Origin of the sequence: Lysinibacillus pakistanensis, assembly GCF_030123245.1 — a bacterium.
Classification (GTDB): domain Bacteria; phylum Bacillota; class Bacilli; order Bacillales_A; family Planococcaceae; genus Lysinibacillus; species Lysinibacillus pakistanensis.
Window position 1 is genome coordinate 4,204,719 of sequence record NZ_CP126101.1, and the last position, 23,919, is coordinate 4,228,637.

Here is a 23,919-nt window from a genome sequence, read left to right on the forward strand (position 1 = left end):
CATGTGCAAGATTTGTCTAATTCTTCTATTAGTTACGGAGTGGTTTCCCTTTTAACAGCATGTGCTGCATTCTTTGCTGAGAAAGAGGATCTGCAACCAAGCTTAGGAATGCCTCACGCTCTAGGTTTAATAGATATTGTTCATCGACTAAAGTGCCATATGGAACTTTCCCACCAGCAATGACATACGCTAATTTTTTAGCGATTTTTAAATCGTGTTCACTAATATAGCCTGATTCAAACAATCCTTGCGCACCGATTAATAGCGTACCGTAACCTGATGCACCAACTACGGGAACTTTCGTAGGTACAGGTGGTTGATAGCCTGCCTCATAAAGCGCTAGTGCAGCTTGTTTTGCATCATATAGTTGGTGATCTGGATTAACAGAAATCCCATCAGCAAAGTCTAAGAAGTTATTCTCACGAGCTTCTTCACCAGATGTTGAAACTTTTGCCATCGCAATCGTTTCAAATACTTTATTAGCAATATGTTGATAGTCTACCTCAACACCATTTGGTAAACCTTTAAGGAATTTTTGATAGAGTGCTTTATTGCCACCTCCTCCAGGAATTAAGCCAACGCCCACTTCCACTAATCCCATATAGGTTTCCATCGTTGCTTGAATATGTGCAGCTGGTAAGCATACTTCTGCTCCACCACCAAGTGTCATGGCAAACGGTGCTGCGACAACAGGCTTACGAGAGTATTTAATTTTTTGCATCGCATCTTGGAAAGCTTTAATCACGAAATCTAGCTCAAAAATATTATCATCCTGTGCTTCTACTAAAATCATGCCTAGATTTGCACCAACACAGAAGTTTTTCCCTTGATTACCGATGACTAAGCCCTTATAGTTGGCCTCTACTTCATCCACCGCAAAATTAATCATTTGGATAATATCTAAACCAATAGCATTCGATTGGGAATGGAACTCAAGTAAGGCAATGCCATCACCTAAGTCTATTAAGCTAGCACCTGTGTTTGATTTAATAACACCATGCTTTTTCTTATAGCGTTTTACGTTAATTTCCTTTTCATTCACTGGTACCTTTACATATTCGGAACCATTGTAGTACGCTAAATCACCATCAATTTCTGTATAGAAAGTGTCAAAGCCATTTGCTAACATTTCTTTCACAAATGCAGGTACTTCACGACCCTCAGCCTCCATTTTTGCTACGGAATCTTTCACGCCAAGCGCATCCCATATTTCAAATGGACCTTGTTGCCAGCCGAAGCCCCATTTCATGGCATTATCAATTGCTACGATATCATCAGCAATTTCGCCATGCAGTTGTGCAGAGTATATGAGTGTTGGAGCGAAGATACCCCATAGTAATTCTCCTGTACGATCTTTAGCATATGTTAAAGCTTTTACCTTATTAGCTAGACCGCGCATTTGTTTTGCCATTTCAATAGAAGGTGTTTTTAATTTTTTAACTGGGCTATATTCTAATGTGTTTGGATCAATTTCAAGTATTTCTTTCCCTTGTTTTAAGAAGAAACCTTGACCAGATTTTGCACCTAGCCAGCCATTCTCCACCATTTTCTGTAGGAATTCTGGTACTGCAAATACTTGCTGTTCTTCACCAGTAGTTTGATCATAAACATTTTTCGCTACGTGGATAAATGTATCTAAGCCAACAACATCTAAAGTACGGAAGGTTGCAGATTTGGGACGACCGATTAATGGACCCGTTACAGAATCCACCTCACCCACTGAATAATTCCCCTTCACCATTTCTTGTAAAGTGATTAGTAAGCCGTACGTTCCAATACGATTGGCAATAAAGTTTGGTGTATCCTTGGCAAGCACCACACCTTTTCCAAGCACATCCTCGCCAAATGTTTTCATAAAGCTTACAACCTCTGGTGCTGTTGTATTGGCTGGAATGACTTCAAGTAATTTTAAATAGCGTGGTGGGTTGAAGAAGTGAGTACCCAAGAAATGCTTTTGAAAATCTTCTGAGCGCCCTTCAGCCATTGCATTAATGCTAATACCAGAAGTGTTTGAACTAACAATTGTGCCTGGTGTTCTGACAGCGTCGATTTTTTCATAAAGACTTTGCTTAATTGCTAAATTTTCAACGACAACTTCAATAATCCAATCCACATCTTTTAACTTCCCTAAATCATCCTCAAAGTTACCGACCGTTAGTAGTGATAAATTTTTCTTAGAAGTAAGTGGTGCTGGTTTTTGCTTTACTAACTTTTGAAGCGCCCCATTAACAATACGATTTCTTACAGCAGGATGTTCTAGAGAAAGGCCCTTTGCCTCTTCGTCTGCTGTTAGTTCTTTCGGTGCAATGTCTAATAATAGTGTTGGAATACCGATGTTTGCTAAATGTGCAGCAATACCAGAGCCCATAACACCTGAACCTAGAACAGCTGCTTTTTTAATATTGTAAGTCACAAGCAATTCCCCCTTATTCTCCCATTGAATGAATAGCCATTCATTTTTTGGCCAAAAAAATATCAAGTTTGCCTTCGTGTATTTTTGTCCAGATTTATATGTATGACTAGCTTAATCCAGCCTAACATCTGTGACATACAACTAAGGCCTATCTTCGTTCAGCGATTATCAATACCAAATGAAGATAAAACTACTTTTTCTGTTTTTAGTGTAGATTATTTTGTCTAATTTAGCAATCTTTTTTCTTCATTTATTTTTGCAGTATACAACTTTTTTTGTTTTTTACGAGCAAAAACAGGACAGTAAGTAGCTATCAATTATCCCAAACAGAAAACTTTCAGGATACGTAAAAAATGTGTAGAATGGAAAGCAAGGAGAGTGAAATACTAATGAAAACAATTACTACTGCTGAACAATTTAATGAACTGATCTCTGGTGACCAAAAGGTACTTGTGAAGTTCTATGCTGGCTGGTGCCCTGATTGTACACGTATGAATATGTTCATCGATCCAATTATTGAGGAATACAGCCAATATGATTGGTACGAGCTGAACCGTGATGAGCTACCAGAAATTGCTGACAAATATGATGTTATGGGTATTCCAAGCCTATTAATTTTCCAAAACGGTGAAAAATTAGCACACTTACATAGTGCTAATGCAAAAACACCTCAGCAAGTAACGGATTTCTTATCTACACAGCAATAATTAGCTGGCTAAAAAATTGTATAATTGACATAAAAGAGCTACTGATCTGTGGCGAAAGCGAAGCGTCAGCCACAAGTTACAGATTTCTTATCTTCACAGCAATAATTAGCTGGACTAAAAATTGTATAATTGTCTGGAAAGTAAAAGCCGCAAGCAACAGACACAAAATATTACAAGAGCTGCATTTCTTTTGAAATGTGGCTCTTGTTACAAAGGAGAATATGATGCGCCAACAACTATCCTTACATGGAAAATCACAATACGATGCAACCATTTCGCCAAACTATCGAAATTCTGCCTGTGGACCTACAACTATACATGTAATTTTAAACTATTTAGACCAGTCAGCTCCTTCGATAAATGCACTTTATAAACTCCTTGGTGGTACGAAGATTGGGTTATTTAAATGGCGCCTCATTCGTAATCTTCGTCGCCTCCATCCAACATGGGATATCCGTAATTGTTCATTAAAGGAGGCACTACAGGAAATTGATGCGGGCCGTCCTGTAGCCATACGCTTTGACCGCTATTTCAGCCTGAATTGGCGAGATAAAAAATCTACCTTTGCCTATCACTGGGTACCTCTTATTGGCTATGAAATACAAAATGATGAGCTGTTGTTAATTTTCCACGATAATGGTGGTCCTAATCGCGAAAGTAAAATCCGAACAGCCTTATTTAAGGATAATGAGAAAGTATTGAGCTTTATAAAAATCACGCCTATTTTTTGAGCCAGCTTACCTGCTTTGTTTAGATATGCTCTTAATTCCTCCCCTCAAGATAATTTTTTACAACTTGGGCAAAAATATCAGTTGTTCTATACGTCTCTTCCAGCGTATTTTCTATACTTCCAATATTTAATAAAATAGAATTATCATGAAGCTCTTGATTATAAGTATTTTCAGGAGTTACTCCCTTTTCTTCTACACCCCTCGAAAGTCCTGGATATAGTTCCTCCAGTTGCTTATGAAGCTGTGTTGCAAATTTTTTGTTCACTTCATAGTTTACGCTTGTTTTTGATACGGTAAATTGAATTCTTGCATAATTTTCCCCTTTAATTTCAATCGTTGAATCCTGTCTTTTCAGAGAATCTCGATGTATATCAAAAATCATACGTATACTATTATGTTCAGCTAATGCTTGTTGTAAATTTTCCCTTGATACTTTATACGAATCTGAAAATGGTAAGCCTTTTCGTTTTAAGATTCCAGCTATATCTGTTTCATCATGAATTGCTTTAATTTGCAATTTTTTTAATGCTTTACTTAACTCTTTTCCAACCAATGTTACATTTTTAGTATGACTAAACATCTGATTAGATTTTTCTGTTTGAAGTTCTGGAATAAATGATTCTGTATTATGTGAATGATAAATATATACTACAGGCTCTTTTTCGTCTATTGCATTAGACGATGCTGTTCCATAACCATTGATTTCTATTGAAACCTTGCTATCTTCGTTAGATAAAATTAACCACGAAAAAATAAATGAACAAACTAAAAAAACACTTGTCATAACAGAGAATTTTGTTATTATTCTTTTTTTATTCATACTTCGCGCTTGTTGTCTAAGTGTGTTTTCAGTCAAAGCAACAAATTTTTTGCTTGGATGCTGAGGGTACATATCTTTTAACATATCAAATATCTCTTTATCATTTTGCATTTGTCAAAACCCCCTCTATATCAATATTCAGTTTTCTTTTCAACTCTTTTAAAGCTCTGTGATAATCAACTTTCACTTTAGCTTCACTACATTGTAAAATATCGGAGGTTTCTTTAATAGAGCATTCAGAAATGCCTCGAAGAATCATTACCGCTCTGTAATTGGGTTTTAATTTTGCAATGGCCTCATGTATACATCGCTTTAATTCCGTTACTTCAAATACCTCATCTGGCTTCTTTTCATTCGAGGACAATTGATTAAAAAAAACATCTTTAAATAAAGAGACAAACCGTTTTTTTCGATAATGATCAACTGCAACATGTTTTGCGATTGAAAAAATCCATGTTTTTAAATTATACCTGCCATTAAAATTTGTTAAGCTTTTTAACACCCGAATAAATACTTCTTGCGTTAAATCCTCCGCATCATTTTGATTTCCCGAAAAACAAACAAGAAATCTGTACACGTCTAAATAATACAAGTTGTAAATTTCAACGATTCTTGATTCCAAGTTATTCGAATCAACCAACCTTTCCCCTCCTTTACTTATTCATCTATAATTCGTTTGAGATTCGTAAAAGGTTACAAAAATTTTCATTAAAAAAAGCAGAGCATAATTCTATACTCTGCGTTTGATAATCATGTTGTTTTTTAAATTAGTGTATACAATGAACGTGCCTGCTTGGCTATTAATGTAAAACCACGTTCCTCAATTTCTTTAAACAATTGCGGCTCATAGCTTGGTACTATGAGATGAGAGAATTCTGCATCAATTGCTATATTTGTTTGAATTGTTGCAAGCTCGTGTGATAGCTTTAGCATGTCGACATTTTCTTGAATTTTCGTCCGTTGACCTGGCTTTAATTCATCTAATGATGTCAGCACATTTTCAATGGAGCCATATGTTTGAATAAGTGTAAGTGCCTGCTTTGGTCCAATGCCTTTAACGCCTGGGTACCCATCACTCGTATCCCCCATAAATGCCTTAACCTGTGCAAATTGAATTGGTTCAATGCCATACTCCTCTTTAAAGCGTGCATCTGTATAAACGTCGTACTCTGTATAGCCTTTTTTCGTAAAAGCAATTTCTGTTGATGGTCTTAAAAGCTGCAGTAAATCCTTATCCCCACTAATTACGGTAATGTCAGCTTCATCCTGCCATTTCGTAATCATTGAGCCAATTAAATCGTCAGCCTCCATCCCTTTAACGCCAAAATTTTTCCAGCCGATTTGTTGGGATAAATTTTTCGCCATATCGAATTGTGGTAGCATTTCGTCTGGTGGTGCTGGTCGATTTGCCTTATAGCCATCAAATAATTCATTGCGAAATGTATGTGCACCCATATCCCAACAAACAGCAAGATGCGTTGGTCGCATAATAGATTGTGCGGTTAGTACATGACGCACAAATCCTTGCGCACCATTAGTCGGCGTACCATCTGCAAGACGAATATAATGCCCCATTGCAGCCGAGGCAAAGAATGAACGGAATAAAAGAGCCATGCCATCAACTATCAGTAATTTCGGTTTGGTTGTCATTATAAATAGTCCTCTCTATAACAATACAATGATTGTATTTATCCATCACTTAATTATTAACATTGTTCTATTATAGCAAACTATTATCAATTATGCTCCAGCGTAATTATTGTGTCTGGATTAGCTCAATCAAATCTGTGACATCCTCTGAGAGATTAATACTAGGCTTGATTAAAATTTCATTGTAAATAATTCATCATATCACTACCTAATCAAGGCTTTCGTTTTTGTTGTTAGACGATTACGATGATCCAATTTAATACCTGTTAGCCATTGTAGAAATGCGGTTACGCCCATCTTTACTGTTTCTGGACGTAGGTCACCTTCCTTTGGATCAGCGTAAACAAAGTCAATATGACGAACACCTTCATTTTCACCAATGAGCTTTAAAATATCAAATAATTCATAGGCTGTTAATCCTCCTGGCGTTGCTGCTGGGACATCCGGTGCGAACGTAATATCTAAGGCATCTAAATCTACGGATACATAAATGCGATCTACCTGATACATCAGCTGACGTAGCATTTCACGAATTGTTAGCTGAATGCCATCACGACGCATTTGCTTTAACGTAATCATATGAATTCCTTGCTCTTTTGCATATTGAATCATTTCAGGTGAATTAAAAAAGCCATGTAATCCGACATTATAGATATGTCTCCCCTCTACAGTGCCTGCAGCTATCAGCTTCTGGATTGGGGAATCCATCGCTAAGCCAATTTCCTCTTGATTACGAGCATCCAAATGTGTATCAATTTGAATAATACCAATTCGTTCCTGTGGGAATGCATTCTTAATTCCTCTGAGCGAGCAACCTGTAACAGTATGATCTCCACCTAGAAGACAGGTAAAGCTTTTTGGATAGGCTGTACTTAAATTTTCTGCTGCTGCCTCGATAGCCGATTCAGAAAGCATTCTATCTGTTGGTTGAATGGCTACATCTCCGACATCTACGACTGCCAATGAACGTAAATCGATTTGCTCATCTAAATTATAGGATTGAAAGCTTGGCCATACCTTTCTAAATGCTGTTGGGTATTGGGCCTTTTTCGAGGAATCACTTGCATACGATAATAAAGCTCCATATATGATAATATCTACGTCATTTGGATGCGGATTCTCCTTTTGCTTAATCCATTGATGCATAGCTGAACCTTTTTCCTGCTTCCATTGACATTCTGGTTGAATAAACATATTAACCGACCACCTTTACACCTTTTTTCCAAACTTTTTTCACATGATTGACTCCAAAAATATAATGTAATTTTTGGTGATTATGTACATCCCATAGTACTAAATCTGCTTGTTTTCCCACTTCAATAGAACCTACTCTGTCTTCAATTTGAAGAGCACAAGCAGCATTATATGTCGCAGCACACAGACTTTCCGCAGGTGTCATTTTCATCATAATGCATGCTAGGTTCATCACAAGCGGCATTGAAATAGTAGGAGATGACCCAGGATTGCAATCCGTAGAAATAGCTACAGGCACACCTGCGTCAATTAAATCTCTTGCACGGGCTGGCTTTTCGCCAAGATATAATGCTGTTGTTGGTAATAAACATGCTATGACACCTGAATTCGCAAGCGCTTGAATCCCCTCATCCGATACTTTCAATAAATGATCAGCTGAGATTGCTCCTACCTTTGCCGCTACAAATGCCCCCTGGTTTTCTGCAATTTCATCAGCATGGATTTTCGGAATAAGTCCCTTGTTCTTACCTGCCACTAAAATACGCTCTGATTGCTCAGGGGTAAACACATCAACCTCACAAAAGACATCGATAAATTTAGCTAAATCTTCCTCCACAACTGCAGGAATCATCTCCTCTATGACAAGTTTGATATAGTGCTCTGGATTACCCCGGTACTCCTCTGGCACAGCGTGAGCACCCAAAAAGGTTGGCACAATATCTATTGGATGTTTTTCATGCAACTTTCGCATCACGCGTAATTGCTTTAACTCATTGTCCAAATCCAGTCCATAGCCACTTTTACTTTCAAGCGTCGTCACACCATGCTGTAAAAATAAATCTAATCGTCTCGATGTTTGATTGAAAATATGCTCTTCGGACAGTGCTCGTATTTTTCTAGTTGTCGCATGTATTCCGCCACCAGCATTCATAATGTCCATATAACTGGCACCTTCTAAACGCATTTCAAATTCATGCTCTCGACTGCCACCAAAAACAACATGCGTATGTGGATCAATCAAACCAGGCGTTACTATTTTTCCTGTAGCATCTACAATGTCCGCTTCCTCTGCTCGTGATAAATACTTCAAAATCATTTCACATGTTGTCCCTATATCATGAATAACGCCATCTTCAATCCAGACACTTCCTCCTTCAATAATACCTAACTCTTTCATTTCCTCACGTATACGCGGACCTTTTTTTTCACTAGCAAGTGTCACTAATTGCGAAATATTTTGAATCCAAATTGGCCTTTGCTGTCTTTCCGTCATTCTTTTATCCCCCTATTAATACTTCGAGCTTTTTCAATATGTTTTAGTATCATAAGTAATTACATTTTCGGCATACTCCTGTATTTTCCCTTTATTTTTTAAAAATTGTCACTCCACGGCTAGAACTTCTATTAATAAAACAAAAAAACGCAAACTAGAGCATTTTCTAGTTTGCTATTTTTTCTGTTTAGATAAATGATGACAAAGCTCTGCCACCTCATACATAGCATAACTTTGAAAATTATATTTTTGAGATAGCTCTTGATAATACTGTAGGATCTCTTCAAGTATGGCTAAGTTTTTCCCTAATTTCTTGCTAAAATTATGCGGATGCCACCATAAGTGATAAAATGTCTTTGTTGTCGCAGCTTCATGCATAGCCTCTTTAATACGTTTCATTTTTAAGCCCTCTAAAAAACGTAAAGGGCCACAATATGGTCTTAAAAATGCACTTGAGTGAACATTAATTAATGTATGCTTTTGCATTTCCTCCATTGTTACCAAATGATTTCCTGTTATATTCATATAACTATCCAACCATTTTTTGCCCCTTATTGTGTAACCTGCATTCTGAGTGCTATATAATGGATGATTTTCATTCCCACGATAGCATATCAACCCCACTTCACGACATGCTGCAAAATAGGCTTTATTTATCTGATTCCGTGGAAAGACAATCGACTTCATAGGTCCAGTCAACTCCTCACAAATCATTGCAGTAGCATGTAAATCGGAACGAAAATCGGCTTCTGTTTGACCCTTTTCTAAACAATAAAAATGAGAAAAGGTATGGCTTCCAATCTCCTGATAAGGTGTACTTTTAATTCTCTCGATTAAGGATTTACCAAAATGTAAAAGATCCTGGTCTTCATTTTCTCCAACCTTGGCAAGCTGCATATGAGCCGCATAGCGCATATTGTCATATTTTACAGGGATCCCTCTTAAATAATGAGCCATTTCCTCTTTTGACTCTGCAAATAATAACCCAACAGTTGCCCAAGTTGCATGAATGCCATATTGTTCAAATAACGCTAAAATTTTAGGTAATGCCTGACGTACGCCATTCATATTTTTGCTGTAGCGCCCATATCTAAATGTATCATGGACATTCCAATTTAACTTCAAATCCAATGATATCACGAGACCCCCGTGATTTAGTTCGTTTGCTACTTCCTCCATTTTTGCACGCCCAGTAAAAGTGCACTAATTTTAGAATGAGCAATGTAGCCCGAATAAACATTGACTACTTGTCCACCAAAGCTTAACTTAAATTCACGAATATTTTGATCATCCATGAGTCTCCCCATATCGTATAAAACAAATCCTTGCTCCTTTAAATGCAATAAGTTATGCCATAGTAGAAAGTGATTAGCATAACGGATAGGTCTTTTTAAATAATCAAGTGTTGTTTGCGAATGACAAGTGGCAACATAATAGGACATTGCTTTTTTAGCATGTACAATATCAAGCCTATAGCATAGAGTTTGTCCACAAATGCTTCGAATCTCAGACAACCATAAAGCTCCCTGATTATTTAACAGCATAATAGCTTCCATTTGAGATTTACTAATGGATTCAAGTTTTTTTCTTTTGGCAAAATTATTATAAAACTGCTGAAAGGCTCGTAAATTTTCTTCAGATGGCTCCTTATAAATAAAAACTTGATAGGCTTCTTTTTGAGCACGACGAAGTATTTTGCGGTTACTTTCTGATAATGCAAGATACAATGACAGCGCACTTTCTGTAAGATGGATATGAACTGTCTCACTTTTCACAAGCTTTCGACTCGGAACAAGTGAATGTGTATAGCCAATTACCTTCATTGATTTTCGAACATTCGCTGGCTTTTCTACAAAGTAAAAATGCTGCATTGCGATATTCCATCGCTTACTTTTAATGGACAGAATGAACATCGCCCCCACTCTCTGTGTTTTTTTCTACATGCGTTCGTTGAAAACGAGCACATTTGAAATGTTTCATTCGAGAAATAGGTTTATAGCCTAGCTTCATCAAGCGTTTCCGCTTACGCCATTGCCAAAAGTTTGCTGTTACCCAGAGTGTTTGTGTAGGTTTTATTTTTTGAAAAAAAGCTGTAATTATATCGATATTTTTATAAACATCATAGCTTAAAAAATAGGTCTGCTCTGGCAAAGTCTCAATTATTTGCAATGTATCTACATACAACTTGGACGTATGTAAGGCAAACGCAGGCTGAATCGTTTTTGCAAAGGAATCTTTATATACGGTATATCCCTTATAAAGTAGAGTAATGATTTCCTCCTGATTAAGCTGCATCGCCTCTTGTGTGGACATTTTCTCAAACAAATTTCCTACAGGTCGTTGTGGCGGTACACTTTCTGATGGGGATAATTCATATATATTCACTTGCTTAAAACGTATAAACTTTTCTACGAATAGTTGTCCATATTCTAGCCAATCTTTGACTTTTCCATACTTTACTAAGTATCGTAATTGCTCTAACGTATCACGGCTACATTTAACAAAGCGCTGATTCTTTGTTACATATTCCTTTAGTTGTGCTTTCAATGTATACATAAATGCCAAAATCTTTGCCAGCCTCGTCCCACTGCTGACAAGCATTTGTCTTGTAAAGTCAATGTTAGAACGCCAGTCAAGTTTATATCGTTCATAGCCTGTACCCATGTCAAACAAGTGGTAATTTTCAGAGAAGGCTCGTTTAATATTCTCCTGATTCACTAGTCGACTGGCTCCAAATATTTGAAACATTGGCTCATAGGCAAGGGCATACGTCACATATCGCCCTCGACAGCAAACTCCATAGGTAAAGGCAATCCATTGATTTTCAAAGACTAATGCATCTACCTTTACTTGCAGCGATTCACCTTTAAGAAGCATTAGACGTTCTAGAAAATCTCGCTTTTTTCCTTTTCGATAAGCACTCGTATCTAACCGTTTAGTCCATCGTCTATCCAATATTTTAAACATTTCCGAAAGCTCGTCCTGAGAGGGGGTTATCTTTATTAAAGATCCTACATTTCGTAGCATTCTTTCCCGATAATTCATATCGTGCTTTTTACTACACTGATGGAAATGGATATGGAAGTCTATATCGTGAAAGTCAATATACGGAGTTACTACTCGAAAAATACTAGGAGGTAGTTGCCTTTCTACAAAATATTGCTCTAATATCTTCGTAGAAACCTTGCTTTCGAGTAAACCATGAAATGAAAATAGTAGATGCTTATGCTTTTTTATAAGCTGGTCAAAAACAAAGGTCGTCGCAGACAGCATGGACTCTTTTTGTGCTACAAGTCCAGAGTAATTGGCGCTATTTTCTCCTGCAAATGAATAAATTCGTATTCCCCAACGAAGTCGAATCGTAAATGGAAAAAAGGCAATAATTTGACCATCATTTTCAACTGCATAAAGCTCCACACGCTCTCTTCGCCCCATAGTTTGCCACCAGTTATAAAACCAGGCAAACTCAATAAATGGATTATCATTGCCTTCATTCGCTAAAATGTCATCCCACATATTTTTGTACCACATAAGCTCATCATCTGTTCTAATGCGAATTAATTGCACATCAATCACCTTTCTTAACAAACTTAGAGACAGCCTATTCAACTGCATTTTTAGCACTTAACTCTATATATTCATAGCGATGATTTCTAGAACTTTTTTTGTCAGGTAATATAAAAAAGAAGGCTATCAAGAAAATTAACATCTTCTTGATAGCCCCACCCTTTTATTAGATCATCTTTATTTTTGTCTTGGATTTCTAAGCCTGCAATATCTGTACGTAGCATTCAATTTGAACATTACCCTTCAATGCCTTGCTGATCATACACGTCTGTTCCGCCTTTTCGGCTAAGCGATAAATTCTTTTTAACTCACGATCAGAGCAGTTCTGTACCCTAATACTTGGCCTATGGACAATTTTTTCATAGGTAAAAACACCATTGGTAACATCGACAAACCCCTCAGCCTGCATAGATAGATCTATCACCTCTATCTTTGAATTTTCTAGTAAAGCAGCTAATGTAATTAAATAACACGTAGCTGCGGCACCCAATAGCATTTCATCAGGATTTGTCCCAACACCTGGTCCATTCATTTCCCGAGGAATAGAAATACTCGTGTGTAGGTTAGCTGCAGCAATTTCCCCTAGCCCATTTCTTCCCTCTGACCATTTTAACTCCATATGAAATACATGTTGAATCCTAAAAACCTCCTTTGAATGATGCGTGTGTTCATATACTATCTTTGCAGTTTAGCTTAACAGATTTTCTCACAGTGTGGTTACCTACTTTTAACGCCACAAGAGAGGTCTCGGTCAACTGAGCGCCTCTTCCTTTCAGCCGAGCAATTTTCTCTGCCAACCGAGCAAGTCTTCTTCTCAGCCGAGCGGGATTCTCCGCCAACTGAGCGGTTTTTCCTCTCAGCCGAGCAATTGTCTTGGCTACCCGAGCGACTTTTCCTATTTGCTGAAGCAATTGCCTTGGCAACCTAAGCATCTTTTCTTTCTGACTTAATCGCAATAAAAAAATGCTCGCCCTCTTTGCAAAAGCATGAGTCGAGCAATTTTTCTATTCTGTGGCAGCAACGTTCTTTTCCGTTTCAGTATGGCGGTTTTTTTTCGTTGCTGTTTGGTATTCTGCTAAACGAGCAGTTGTACGCCAATAGTGATAGACTAAACGATCAATCCATAGAAGCGCTTCTACTTTCGAAACAGCTGTCTCTAACTCTACGACATTTTCAACAGAATGCTCGAAATAGGCATTTCGTTTATCTCGTCGTACAGCTGCCATCTCTGATGATGTTTCATTTAATAGAACAGAAATCTCTGGCAAGCGTTCATCTTCATCGATTATCACTAAAACTTCCTCAAGTACCTCCAACCATTTCTGTGTTAAAGTGGACTGTAGCTGAAAGGTGCTTGGATTTTGCTCTCGTAACGCCTTTGTCAAGCGAAGCAAGTGATCAAGTGCATGTAATAGTGAAATATGCTTATGACGATCCTTCGTGGCTGTTGATTGGATAGCATCCATAAACAGACGTGTTTTTTCAATCGCATCATCAATCAGATTTAATTTACTTTCAGCTTCTGTTGTCATCTTTTTACTTCGAATAAGGGATACGATTACTGTTGTTAATTCCTTTGTAATGTCTTGAAGGGTATTAAAGGAAACCTCCACAGCTACCCCAGGAATTTTTGCCACACTATCATCCAGATTTCGCGTTAAATGATTACCTTTCTCTGGTATCATTTTTTCAATGGCCCTTGCAAACGGTTGGACAAACGGCACGAAAATAATGGCACCAATGACACTAAATAAAGTGTGGAAAACAGCAATTCCTAATGTTTCATCAAAGCTACCATTTATGAATGTCGTCACGTTTTTCGTTAATGCAAACATCAATGTTGCACCAATCGTAACAATAATGGCTGTGGCTACGTTAAACAGTACATGCGTCATCGCTGTCCGTTTTGCAGCTGTTGACGCTCCAATTGCAGCAAAAAGGGCTGTGGCAGTGGTTCCTATATTTTGTCCAATTACTAAATAAGCTGCCTGTTCAAAATCAATAGCTCCTGCATAAAGGGCGGTTAAAGTAGCCGCAATTGCTGCACTAGATGCCTGCATAATCACCGTCATGACAAGACCAAGCACAATTAAAATAAGCTGACCACCTATAGAATCCGCCTGAAAAGAATCAAATGGAATTTTATCCTGAACGGATGCCATTCCTCCCTGTAATACATCAATGCCTAAAAATAGTAAGCCAAAGCCTGTAAAAAGCCCGCCTATCGCTTTAAAATCACGTGGTGCTAATAACTGCACAAAGACACCGAGTGCAATAAAAGGCAATGACATTGTCTGCATATTAATTTTGAAGCCAATAAGTGAAATAATCCATCCTGTGCTTGTGCTACCTATATTTGCTCCAATAATAACACCAATTGACTGTATAAAGGTCAACAGCCCAGCACTTACAAAACCAATCGTAATCAGAGTTGTTGCAGTTGAGGATTGTACAATCATTGTCATTAAAGTACCTGAAAGAACTGAACTAATTGTTCCACCTGTAAATCGATTCAACCATTTTTTAAGAGCATCCCCTGCAAGCTCCTTTAAACCGTTAGTAAGCATGGTCATCCCAAGTAAAAATAAACCAATGCCTCCTAATACATTTATCAAACTACTAACACTCCCTACAAAATAAAATAAATATCATATGTGGCTAATGAACCTATGTAATCAAACATTACTTAATATTACCATTATTAAAATTAAGAGGATAGCTAACATTTCTTTTCTTGTGTAGTTTTTTTATAAAAGCTCCATCGTCTCACCACCGATTTATAAAAACATTCACATTAAATTTATGGTAGAATAGAAAAAATGATTTTTTAGGAGATTTAATAATGATATTAACGAAGCAGCAAGCATTACAAGCACTAAATAAAAACAAATTTATCGGTTTTACTATTACAACAGGAAATATTATTATAAAAAAAATTAATAAAACCGATTATAATATATTCGTTTTTGAGGAAGAAAAAGAGAAACCTATGCATTATATAGGATCTATTATGAATGTGATGGCAACAATGAGCGACAAAGCTTCCCATAAAGATTTTGTTATTGTGGATCAGCTCCCAGCACAAGAAGAAAAGGAAGAAACAAAAGAGGAAAAGAAGGCTGATTGCGATGAAGTCAGTCGTACGATTACTGGATATGATGGCTTGTATGAAATAACACAGAGTGGTCGAATTATTTCTGTACGTGAAAATCGCCCATTAGCTCGATGCAATGATGAGTATGGCTTTCATATTGTTCGCCTAACAAAGGAAGGGACTGCAACTAGCCATAATGTCTTTGAACTTTGGCAGCAAGCATTTCCGGAGCTTGAACAAAATGCCTTTAAGGGTGCCCTAAAAGCAAAATATGGCACAGGTTGTAAATTAATAGATAAACCAGGTATACACTTTTAATGAAAATATCCTCAGTGCTACTTCACTGAGGGTATTCCTTTTTTATGTAAAAAAAGGAACGCGTAATGGCCTTCCCCTCATTTTTATGGCTTAAGAATTACTTTTATGCATTCATCCTCACGATCATTGAAAATTTGATAGGCTTTACTTGCTTCCTCAAGAGGTAGCTTATGTGTAATAATCTCCCTTGGATCAAATTCTCCTGCAATTATTTTATCATAAAGCAGCGGCATTAAATGTATAACGGGAGCCTGTCCCATCTTCAAAGAAATATTTCTTTCAAATAAATGCCCTAATGGAAACTGATTGTATTTAGAACCATAAACACCAGTGATTTGAATCGTACCAAATTTACGAACAGCATCCATTGCAATACGTATTGGACTTAAAGTTCCCCCTTGAAGCTTTAATTTTTGTTCGATGGCCTCTACAGGTGTTTTCTTCCCATCCATCCCTACGCAATCAATGACAATATCCGCTCCACCCTTGGTAATTTCTCGAATATAAAAGGCCACTTCATCATAATCTTCTAAATTAATAATTTCGACATTGTTTATTTTCTTCGCATGAACTAAACGATAGTTAATATAATCAACAGCAATTACACGCTTAGCTCCCTTCATCCAAGCAAATTTTTGTGTCATTAAACCAACAGGACCGCAGCCGAGCACTACAACTGTATCTCCTTTTTTCACTCCTGCATTTTCGACACTCCAATAGGCTGTCGGGAGTACATCTGACAAAAATAATAGTGCCTCATCCTCTAGCTCACAGGACTCTGGAATGACAAAGGGCATAAAGTTTCCGTATGGCACATGTAGATATTCTGCCTGTCCCCCTGGATAATTGCCATATCGCTCTGTAAATCCAAGATATCCTCCTGAATTCACTTCGAGGTTAGGGTTGGAATAATCACATTGACTCTCCATCTCGTTCTTGCAGTAATAACAATCACCACAGGATACATTAAAGGGCAAAATGATGCGATCACCTTTTTTTACCCTCGTCACCTCAGAGCCAATTTCCTCTACAATGCCCATAGGCTCATGTCCAATCACATAATCTTTATCTGCTGGAACTGCCCCCTTATAGATATGCAAATCAGAGCCACATATTGCCGTAGATGTAATGCGTACTATAATATCATCTTTCTTTTTTAATACGGGGTCTTCCACATTTTTTACTTGTATATCTTTAATACCTTGATAGGTTACTGCCCTCATGTAAGCAACTCCTTTAATGTCTACTTAAAGCAATCGTCTATATTCTCTCCTTTATCAAGTTGTAGTATTCAATCATCGCCATTTGGTTTCTTTTTCTTTTAAACTTACGATTATCATATTCATTTCTACTTAGCATATATTTTGTAATACGCTTAAAGTTTGGGATGAGGTGGAGAATTTTGCAGTTGAGTGCAATGGTACTTGGTGGTTTTCTTTTTTTTAGTATTAGCATAGGAGGAGCGATTGCTTGGGTGTTCTCGAAGCTTTTTCAGCATACAACCCAGGGCTTATCATTATTATGTGGTGGATTTCTAGTTGGCTTACTAGTACTTGATATCGTTCCATCTTCCTTTCACCTATATCAAACATTTGGTCTGATCCTTGGCATTTTTATTGGTTATTTTATTTTTCAAATATTAGATACTATCTTTCATTCTTCCCATTCACAAAACCCTTCTGTCACCCTACTAGCAATCGCAATGATTATTCACACCATCCCCATTAGTCTTACTGTGGGAAATTTACTAGGAAATGCGGCATTAAGCATTACCATTACAGCATCTATTATTCTTCATCACATACCAGAGGGCTTTGCACTTTCAACAGCACTACTATCCCAGGGAGAACGACTATGGAGACTTTTTCTTTATTTCATTGTATTCTCTATTTTTTTCAGTATTTTTATATTGATTGGTCAATATTGGGATTTATCTGAAAAAGCCCAAGGATTATTGATGGGGATTTCCATTGGCCTAATTGCCACTACTAGTATATCTGAATTTATTTTGCATCATATTCGTTCTGTCACACTTAAATCCTTAATCATCTATGTTTGTCTAGGCTATTTATTAAGCTATGTATTCCATACTTTAGTCGAATAAAAAGCAATCCACCGAGAAAATGTGGATTGCTTTTTTTAATACTATTCTTTTTCAACTTATTGCTGTAAAATTCCGATTGTTCTACAGTTTTCTTACGCATTTTGGTTAAATCAAAGTCAATAAATAGCTAGCCGTTACAAATTCCCTCTCGTGTTACAGGTTTATAATTGAAATTTAATATTTATAAAGCAGATAAAGAAAAATATTAGTAGCATGATTATTTATTCATAGGCATAAGCATCGAAAGATACCCTGATATGATTAGCATTTTTATGCCTACAGTAAATATTCATTTAATGAACACCGCCACCATTTAGGCGGTGTCTTTATCATTCATTCGCTCGTCGCTGCTGGATTGTAATATAAAGGCCTAACAAGCGGTCTGTTGTCATCATCCCGTTTTGCAAATCTTTTAAATGTGATTCTTGAATAATTCCTTCTTTAATAGCTTGTGCTAAATATTTCTCTGTTTCTGTGCGCATTGTTGGTGATGCAGGATTCCATGCTTGTGTCATCATATTTGCCTCCTTCTTCTCATCTATCATTAATTTAACTCTCATTTTACTATTACTAGGAACAATTATTTGTCCTTCTAATAAATAGCCTATGGGCATTTTCCAAGATGCTTTAACTTCAAAATGGGGTCGATCAATGCTCCCCGTCCAATCACCACCCCACGTTATGCCAAGCTTGCGAGCAATAACACCAACTTTATTGAGAGTAGTCACATCGTATAAAGATAGTGGGGCACCAACCGCAATATCCCATGCTAAACGACTGCTATGATTGCTGGAAAGTGTCCAAGTGACAATGTTTCCTGGCCTAGTTCGCCCTTGAGCAAATAAATAATTTTGTCGTTCCTGTGAGCGGAACGTTTCTGTGATAAAAATATTATCAATGCCTGACTTGTAGCATTCTTGAAATAGAAGTCGGCATGCTAATTGTGCGACTGGCATTAATTGTGCTAAATCTCGGCATGTTGACGTTATATTTATACTCATTTTTTATCCTCCTCATCAGTTTTATCTTTGACAATTGCTAATATATTCTTTATAAAATTTGGTGTAGGTAGCCCCATCTTTGTACCATTTTCTGTTATTGAGATAAATTCTAAAACACAAAATGCTATTGCCGCTCCATCGCCAGCATATTCAATACCTGGTATCACAAAAGCTAATAAATAAATTGAACCCACCAACATCAAATAATAAATTTTTCGTATAATACCATTTACACCAATACGACTATTTAAATTATGATTAACAATGCTAGATAAAATGCCAGTGATATAATCAATTGTCATAAATCCAATTAAAACTGTTACGGCCATACCTAAACCATTTACTGAATAAGAAATAAGTGTACCCATAAAACCACTCCATGTTGCTATCCATTTATCCAATACATCACTTCCTTTTGTAGATCATAAGAAAAAGCCCTCCTAAGCGAAAAACGCTGGAAGGCTTTCCTATTAAATAAAAATAACGCTCGTCCTAGGACTGCGTTTCTGTTTATACGGCTGTCATTGGTAACACACTTACAATAATATGCTTATTAATAATCGCTCCTCCAATATTAACAAAAGTAATTTTTTGATCATTTAGAGTTGCTGTAAAAGCTGTTGCATCAAACTCTGCATTTTTTAAATTAATTGTTTGTCCGTTGTTTAATAGTACTTGATAATCCATTAATATCAATCTCCTTTTATTAGTTCTAAATAACCTTGATTTATTCCAAAAAGTCTAACATAAAGCCTTTTAGGATTAGTTGCAGTAGATAAGCCAAAACCTAAGCCATTTGTATCAGCTTTTGCTATATTTCCATAATTACCCCTAACAAATAAGTCTGCTGTAATATTAACTCCATGTAAGGCACTTAAATGAAGCTGATCTCCATCATGTCTAATTGAGGATGCTCCTAAATTTCCACCAAATACAATTGCCTTAGGCTCGGAGTCACTCCAGTGAGAACCAATTTTTAAAACTTTACCTATCGTAACATCATTAGAGATATTTATATCTGCAGAGTAAATATTTACGCTGTTTAATGTTCCTGTATAAATTGTTCCTAAATTCCCAGTAATATCAGAAAGAACAGTAACAGCCCCTACAAGATTGATTTTTGATGCTTGTATACCAATCGTCGTTGCAGTTTGATTGATTAAAGACGTAATTGTATTTCCTGTAAAATCCGTTACACTTACTTTTGACTGAATTTGATTTGCTTGTTGTGTAATACTACTTTCGGCATTATATACCCTATTTCCAAGACTGCTTATTTGAGTTTGTTGACTAGTCACCGTTGACTGTATTTGGGATGCTGTTTGAGAAACAACAGAAACATCATTGCGAACTGTTTGAATATTGTTGTTCAGTGTTGTAACCTGTGCAGATACTTCACCTCGAATTTCAATAGCTGTTTGAGTAATACGACTACTTAAATTGTTACTTATATCTGTTACGCTTTGAGTGATACTATCAGCGCGAATATTAATTGCAGCAATTGATGCACCTATTTCTTCAACCTCTAAATCAATTCGATCATTAGTTTGTTCAAATTTTGAACGATAGCGTTTATCGTTAGCATTAATAGTAGCACGTTGATTTAATAAGGCATCTACAATACTTTTGGCTTGTGTATTTCCAACTTCAATCTCTGAATTACTATAATCCCGTTTAGTCTTTTTACTTAAAATACGTGTTTGATATTCTAAGTTAAGCTCCTCATGTATAAGCCAAACCATATCTCCCACATCACCATCTATTGAAGTCGCTTTAACCTTAATATTTGTTTCAGGTGCTGCAGGTAGTTCACTTGCCAAACGGGTTGCCATTTCCTCAATAGATTCTATATTCTCGTCATGAATAGGATCTGCAATACGTATACCAATTCTTGGTGACTTAGCTAAAGGTGAAGTATAAGTAACATCAATCCCCTCTGAACCATATCCGCGAATTTGTGTCTTTAAATTTGTAGTATTGATGCTATAAGATAAGGTTTCAATATTATGACGGTAACGAAATTGTGTGTCATTATCTCTACCAATTTTCTTAGAAAAACGAATAACTTTACCAGGTAATAATTGACGTTCACAGTTAAATGCTGTACACAATTGTTCGATTAAAACAATTGGATTCGCTTCTCCAAAATTCGGTAGTAATTGATAACCATCTACATCTGCATTAATAAAAGTCCAACCGGTTCCATCAAGAACAAATGACATAAAATCATTAAACGTCCTTGTTCCACCATGGATTTCATACTTAAAATCATCCACTAATGAAAAATAGATATGCACCGCCGTAGCTTTTTTGGTAAAGGTATCACCACTAAATTCTTTCACAACATACTCATGACCATCTTCATCTTCGATTATAGCTTCAAAATCTAACAAAGTATGTCCTGGATTGCTTTCATGTAAAAAAGAGCTAAATGAGATCCGCAATGCCCCATTCAACTCTTCAAATTTTTCGTAATTTGTTTCTAGTATAGGCTCGACTTGTGTATCATTTGTAACAATGAGCAACAATATCACCTTCTTTTGTATAAATTTAACTCCAATATTATAGAAGTTATTAGATAATATAGATTGTTTAAACACACTTAATAGCTGTTAAAAAGTAATCTTACATAGCTTGTCTTTAAACTGATTCGTGATGCCATTAATCACATAAGTCTTATGGGTTTTGGGATTAAGACCACTAAATATAATACGTTCTGCTCCTATTCTGACTAGTGCTATATTTATCATTACAGAATCGCTTCAAATTCTTTAATTCCAAGTTATTTTTCTTTTAATCGAACTAGCTGAATATCTATATAAGCTAATTCTATCTTTGTATCGTGCGGAAGCAACTCAACACTTTACACTTAATTGGTAATTCTATACGAAACATTACCTCGTTCTACAGGATAAGACTACCAATTTGCTCCCTGTAGCATTTTAAAGTTTGCACACCGTTGTTATAATCTGTTGTACCATTCCATTTCTCACTACCATTAAAAATGAGTGCTCCTGCTACTTCGCATGAAGCGTATTTCGGTTCAAAATCCAATAAAGGTGAAACAAAATCCTGGCTTGTTTGTTTTGATGCAAGATTAGGAACATAGAATGATCCCTCGTATTTCTTAATTGTAGGTATAACCCTAATGTTTGCAACCATTGCGTCGCCACTAGCATCTGCGCTTGTTATAACGCCCTTTTCAGTAGTAGCAGATACTATTTTCTGTTTAAAAAACTACTTAACAAGGTAAAATTTTCACTTATTCGTGTATCAAAGTCTTTCTGCAATGTAGGGTCTACTCCTGCTATATTTGTGTAGTATGCACCATCTGTAAAACCTCTTAAAAATTCAAAAGCAGTCTGTGGACTAACTGTAGATGTAAATGTTGCTGATATTGTAATTGGGTCATTATAGTTTCTCTTATATACCTTAATTAAAAGATACCTTGCGGATGCTCTATGCTCAACTTCTACGAAAAAGTTATCAGTAAACCCAGTACTTGAAGTGACCACTTTTAACTTTCTACGAAACTCAGTAGATGGTGAAGCAGTATCGGAAGGTAAATTTATTCCTAGTTCCACTATAATTTTTGCCCCTCCAGCAGCTGCCGAGTAACCAGCTATATCTAACTCCAGAATACCCCATACAGGTTTAGTCATTACCAGAATACTTTCCCATAATTCAGGTGTTCCAGCAGAAGCTTTCCAATTAACTTGAGGAAATACTCTAGTAGCTCTTTTATCACTTAAATTCATGATACTTGAACTAGGATTATAAGTGTTTGCAGCTAAATAGGTAGGTGTTTGGGGTGTCCAGGGATAACTAATCCAAGTCGTACCTAAATCTTCAAATACTAAAGTTGCGTCTTTTAAATTGTTCATAGCAGTATATTGTGACATATACAACTCAACAGTTATAGTTAAATAGTTTCTAGCATGAGGTACACGAACAATTGGTATAGTTACTACACTTTCATTATAGTTTAAATCTCTAATTAAATAATTTTCAGCGAACAAAGGTGATATTGAAGTAATTGTTTTAGAATGTGTCCTTAGAGTAGAGCTAGCTTTTGCATAATTGTAAATAATTTCTGCGCCACCTTCTGTATTGGTATATGTCCAACTACCAGCATAAGTGACTTTAATAATGCCGGAAAAATTAATTATAGGTAAAACAATAGACATCATCTCTATATTTAATGCCGATGCTTTCCAATCTTCCGGACGAACCAAAAATGTACGTTTTGCATGTGCTAGCCCTAAATTCATAATGTCTGTATCATTGTACAAACCTTTTTGCCATGAATTATCAACTTTAGGTTTTATTTCAGCAACATGTTCATTTACAATATTGTCTAATTTTTTTCCTTGTTCAGCTGACAAGACTTTATCTATACCACCTGTAGTTAAATCATTAACAATTTCAATATCAGCTTTAGTTATTTTTTTCTTAAGCTTCTCGTTTAAATTGTCATAACTGATTTGATTACCTTTATACACAAAATCACCTTCTTAATAAGAATAAAAACACTACTTTATTATAAGTAGTGTTTACTGAACAATATGGAACGATTACACACCTTCAGTATTTGCTAAGATGTAATCCTCTATGGCTTGTTTGTAATCTTCGTTAGTCACATCATCAATAACATACGTTTTTTCGGTCTTTGGATTTAAACCACCTGACATGATGCGCTCTGCTGCAATACGTACAACAATTTGATTGACCATTATAAGATACCTCCAACCTCTGAATCTGTTTGTAGTAAAATAATATCTTCTTTTAGTTTTGCGTTTTCAATTTCTACAGGTGATAATTCTCTATCGTATTCCTTAATTACAGGATTACCATCCTCATCGATGCGTTGTATATAAGACTTTGAATAATCAATTGAGCCATAAGGTACATCAATAAAAGCAAGTTCTACATCTTCTTCATGAGGAACAACGTCACCTTTAGCTTCTCCTGATTGATGTAAAATTGTACCTGTTACTTTGTTATAAATAATACGATTGTCTAATTGCATAAAATTCTTCCTTTCTTT

24 protein-coding genes are annotated in these 23,919 nt (G+C 36.3%); 4 read left to right on the forward strand and 20 right to left on the reverse strand.

The annotated features are described in order from the left end of the window. Positions 1–28: 28 nt before the first annotated feature. On the reverse strand, positions 29–2,413 hold the full coding sequence (locus tag QNH24_RS21035; RefSeq protein WP_283869389.1) for a 3-hydroxyacyl-CoA dehydrogenase/enoyl-CoA hydratase family protein: 2,385 nt from the start codon (positions 2,411–2,413) through the stop codon (positions 29–31). Between the two features lie 389 nt (positions 2,414–2,802). Between QNH24_RS21035 and QNH24_RS21040 the strand changes: the two genes are divergently transcribed. After that, on the forward strand, positions 2,803–3,120 hold the full coding sequence (locus QNH24_RS21040) for a thioredoxin family protein (protein ID WP_283869390.1): 318 nt from the start codon (positions 2,803–2,805) through the stop codon (positions 3,118–3,120). 224 nt (positions 3,121–3,344) lie between these two features. Next, positions 3,345–3,851, forward strand: coding sequence for a C39 family peptidase (locus QNH24_RS21045; RefSeq protein WP_283872905.1), 507 nt, complete (start codon positions 3,345–3,347; stop codon positions 3,849–3,851). Between the two features lie 31 nt (positions 3,852–3,882). Here the strand turns inward: QNH24_RS21045 and spoIIP are convergent, their stop codons facing one another. The 10 genes from spoIIP to QNH24_RS21095 form a co-directional block, all read right to left on the reverse strand. Then, on the reverse strand, positions 3,883–4,782 hold the full coding sequence (gene spoIIP, locus QNH24_RS21050; protein WP_283869391.1) for a stage II sporulation protein P: 900 nt from the start codon (positions 4,780–4,782) through the stop codon (positions 3,883–3,885). Beyond that, entirely contained in the window at positions 4,772–5,311 is a 540-nt protein-coding gene (locus tag QNH24_RS21055) for an RNA polymerase sigma factor (protein WP_283869392.1), read from the reverse strand. Before QNH24_RS21055 ends, spoIIP begins: the two co-directional genes overlap by 11 nt. Positions 5,312–5,433: 122 nt before the next feature. Beyond that, entirely contained in the window at positions 5,434–6,321 is an 888-nt protein-coding gene (locus QNH24_RS21060) for a 5'-3' exonuclease (RefSeq protein ID WP_283869393.1), read from the reverse strand. 204 nt (positions 6,322–6,525) lie between these two features. Then, a complete protein-coding gene (locus QNH24_RS21065) occupies positions 6,526–7,515 on the reverse strand; it encodes an agmatinase family protein (protein ID WP_283869394.1) in 990 nt (329 codons plus the stop codon). A gap of 1 nt (position 7,516) precedes the next feature. Continuing rightward, positions 7,517–8,788 carry an imidazolonepropionase gene (hutI, locus tag QNH24_RS21070; RefSeq protein WP_283869395.1) on the reverse strand — a complete coding sequence of 424 codons (1,272 nt, stop codon included), beginning with the start codon at positions 8,786–8,788 and terminating at the stop codon, positions 7,517–7,519. Between the two features lie 174 nt (positions 8,789–8,962). Next, the gene (locus tag QNH24_RS21075; protein ID WP_283934515.1) at positions 8,963–9,967 is read right to left on the reverse strand and encodes a polysaccharide deacetylase family protein; all 1,005 of its coding nucleotides are present in this window, start codon (positions 9,965–9,967) and stop codon (positions 8,963–8,965) included. Beyond that, positions 9,955–10,701 (reverse strand): hypothetical protein, encoded by a 747-nt coding sequence (locus QNH24_RS21080; protein WP_283869396.1) that lies wholly within the window; start codon positions 10,699–10,701, stop codon positions 9,955–9,957. The genes QNH24_RS21075 and QNH24_RS21080 overlap by 13 nt, the downstream gene beginning before the upstream one ends. After that, the gene (locus tag QNH24_RS21085) at positions 10,682–12,355 is read right to left on the reverse strand and encodes a GNAT family N-acetyltransferase (RefSeq protein ID WP_283869397.1); all 1,674 of its coding nucleotides are present in this window, start codon (positions 12,353–12,355) and stop codon (positions 10,682–10,684) included. Before QNH24_RS21085 ends, QNH24_RS21080 begins: the two co-directional genes overlap by 20 nt. A 196-nt stretch (positions 12,356–12,551) precedes the next feature. Continuing rightward, positions 12,552–12,974 (reverse strand): SACOL1771 family peroxiredoxin, encoded by a 423-nt coding sequence (locus tag QNH24_RS21090; protein WP_283869398.1) that lies wholly within the window; start codon positions 12,972–12,974, stop codon positions 12,552–12,554. A gap of 385 nt (positions 12,975–13,359) precedes the next feature. Beyond that, entirely contained in the window at positions 13,360–14,970 is a 1,611-nt protein-coding gene (locus QNH24_RS21095) for a Na/Pi cotransporter family protein (RefSeq protein WP_283869399.1), read from the reverse strand. Positions 14,971–15,197: 227 nt separating this feature from the next. Here QNH24_RS21095 and QNH24_RS21100 point away from each other — a divergent pair, with 227 nt between their 5' ends. Further along, positions 15,198–15,767 (forward strand): NUMOD4 domain-containing protein, encoded by a 570-nt coding sequence (locus QNH24_RS21100; RefSeq protein ID WP_283869400.1) that lies wholly within the window; start codon positions 15,198–15,200, stop codon positions 15,765–15,767. A gap of 83 nt (positions 15,768–15,850) precedes the next feature. Here QNH24_RS21100 and QNH24_RS21105 read toward each other — a convergent pair whose 3' ends face one another. Next, entirely contained in the window at positions 15,851–16,990 is a 1,140-nt protein-coding gene (locus tag QNH24_RS21105; RefSeq protein ID WP_283869401.1) for a zinc-dependent alcohol dehydrogenase, read from the reverse strand. Positions 16,991–17,169: 179 nt separating this feature from the next. On the opposite strand from QNH24_RS21105, the gene QNH24_RS21110 reads away from it, so the two are divergent. Further along, positions 17,170–17,871 (forward strand): ZIP family metal transporter, encoded by a 702-nt coding sequence (locus QNH24_RS21110; protein ID WP_283869402.1) that lies wholly within the window; start codon positions 17,170–17,172, stop codon positions 17,869–17,871. Positions 17,872–18,200: 329 nt separating this feature from the next. Here QNH24_RS21110 and QNH24_RS21115 read toward each other — a convergent pair whose 3' ends face one another. The 8 genes from QNH24_RS21115 to QNH24_RS21150 form a co-directional block, all read right to left on the reverse strand. Beyond that, the gene (locus tag QNH24_RS21115; protein ID WP_283869404.1) at positions 18,201–18,872 is read right to left on the reverse strand and encodes a M15 family metallopeptidase; all 672 of its coding nucleotides are present in this window, start codon (positions 18,870–18,872) and stop codon (positions 18,201–18,203) included. Then, on the reverse strand, positions 18,869–19,273 hold the full coding sequence (locus tag QNH24_RS21120; protein WP_283869405.1) for a phage holin family protein: 405 nt from the start codon (positions 19,271–19,273) through the stop codon (positions 18,869–18,871). The genes QNH24_RS21115 and QNH24_RS21120 overlap by 4 nt, the downstream gene beginning before the upstream one ends. Before the next feature lie 109 nt (positions 19,274–19,382). Then, positions 19,383–19,559: a hypothetical protein gene (locus QNH24_RS21125; protein ID WP_283869406.1), complete on the reverse strand. Its 177-nt coding sequence runs from the start codon at positions 19,557–19,559 to the stop codon at positions 19,383–19,385. Between the two features lie 5 nt (positions 19,560–19,564). Then, positions 19,565–21,397, reverse strand: coding sequence for a phage tail protein (locus QNH24_RS21130; protein WP_283869407.1), 1,833 nt, complete (start codon positions 21,395–21,397; stop codon positions 19,565–19,567). A gap of 379 nt (positions 21,398–21,776) precedes the next feature. Then, positions 21,777–22,034, reverse strand: a complete 258-nt coding sequence (locus QNH24_RS21135) for a hypothetical protein (RefSeq protein ID WP_283869408.1) — start codon at positions 22,032–22,034, stop codon at positions 21,777–21,779. 56 nt (positions 22,035–22,090) lie between these two features. Further along, the gene (locus QNH24_RS21140) at positions 22,091–23,374 is read right to left on the reverse strand and encodes a hypothetical protein (RefSeq protein WP_283869409.1); all 1,284 of its coding nucleotides are present in this window, start codon (positions 23,372–23,374) and stop codon (positions 22,091–22,093) included. Between the two features lie 72 nt (positions 23,375–23,446). After that, positions 23,447–23,605 (reverse strand): hypothetical protein, encoded by a 159-nt coding sequence (locus tag QNH24_RS21145; protein WP_283869410.1) that lies wholly within the window; start codon positions 23,603–23,605, stop codon positions 23,447–23,449. Beyond that, positions 23,605–23,901: a hypothetical protein gene (locus QNH24_RS21150; protein ID WP_283869411.1), complete on the reverse strand. Its 297-nt coding sequence runs from the start codon at positions 23,899–23,901 to the stop codon at positions 23,605–23,607. The genes QNH24_RS21145 and QNH24_RS21150 overlap by 1 nt, the downstream gene beginning before the upstream one ends. Positions 23,902–23,919: the final 18 nt, after the last annotated feature.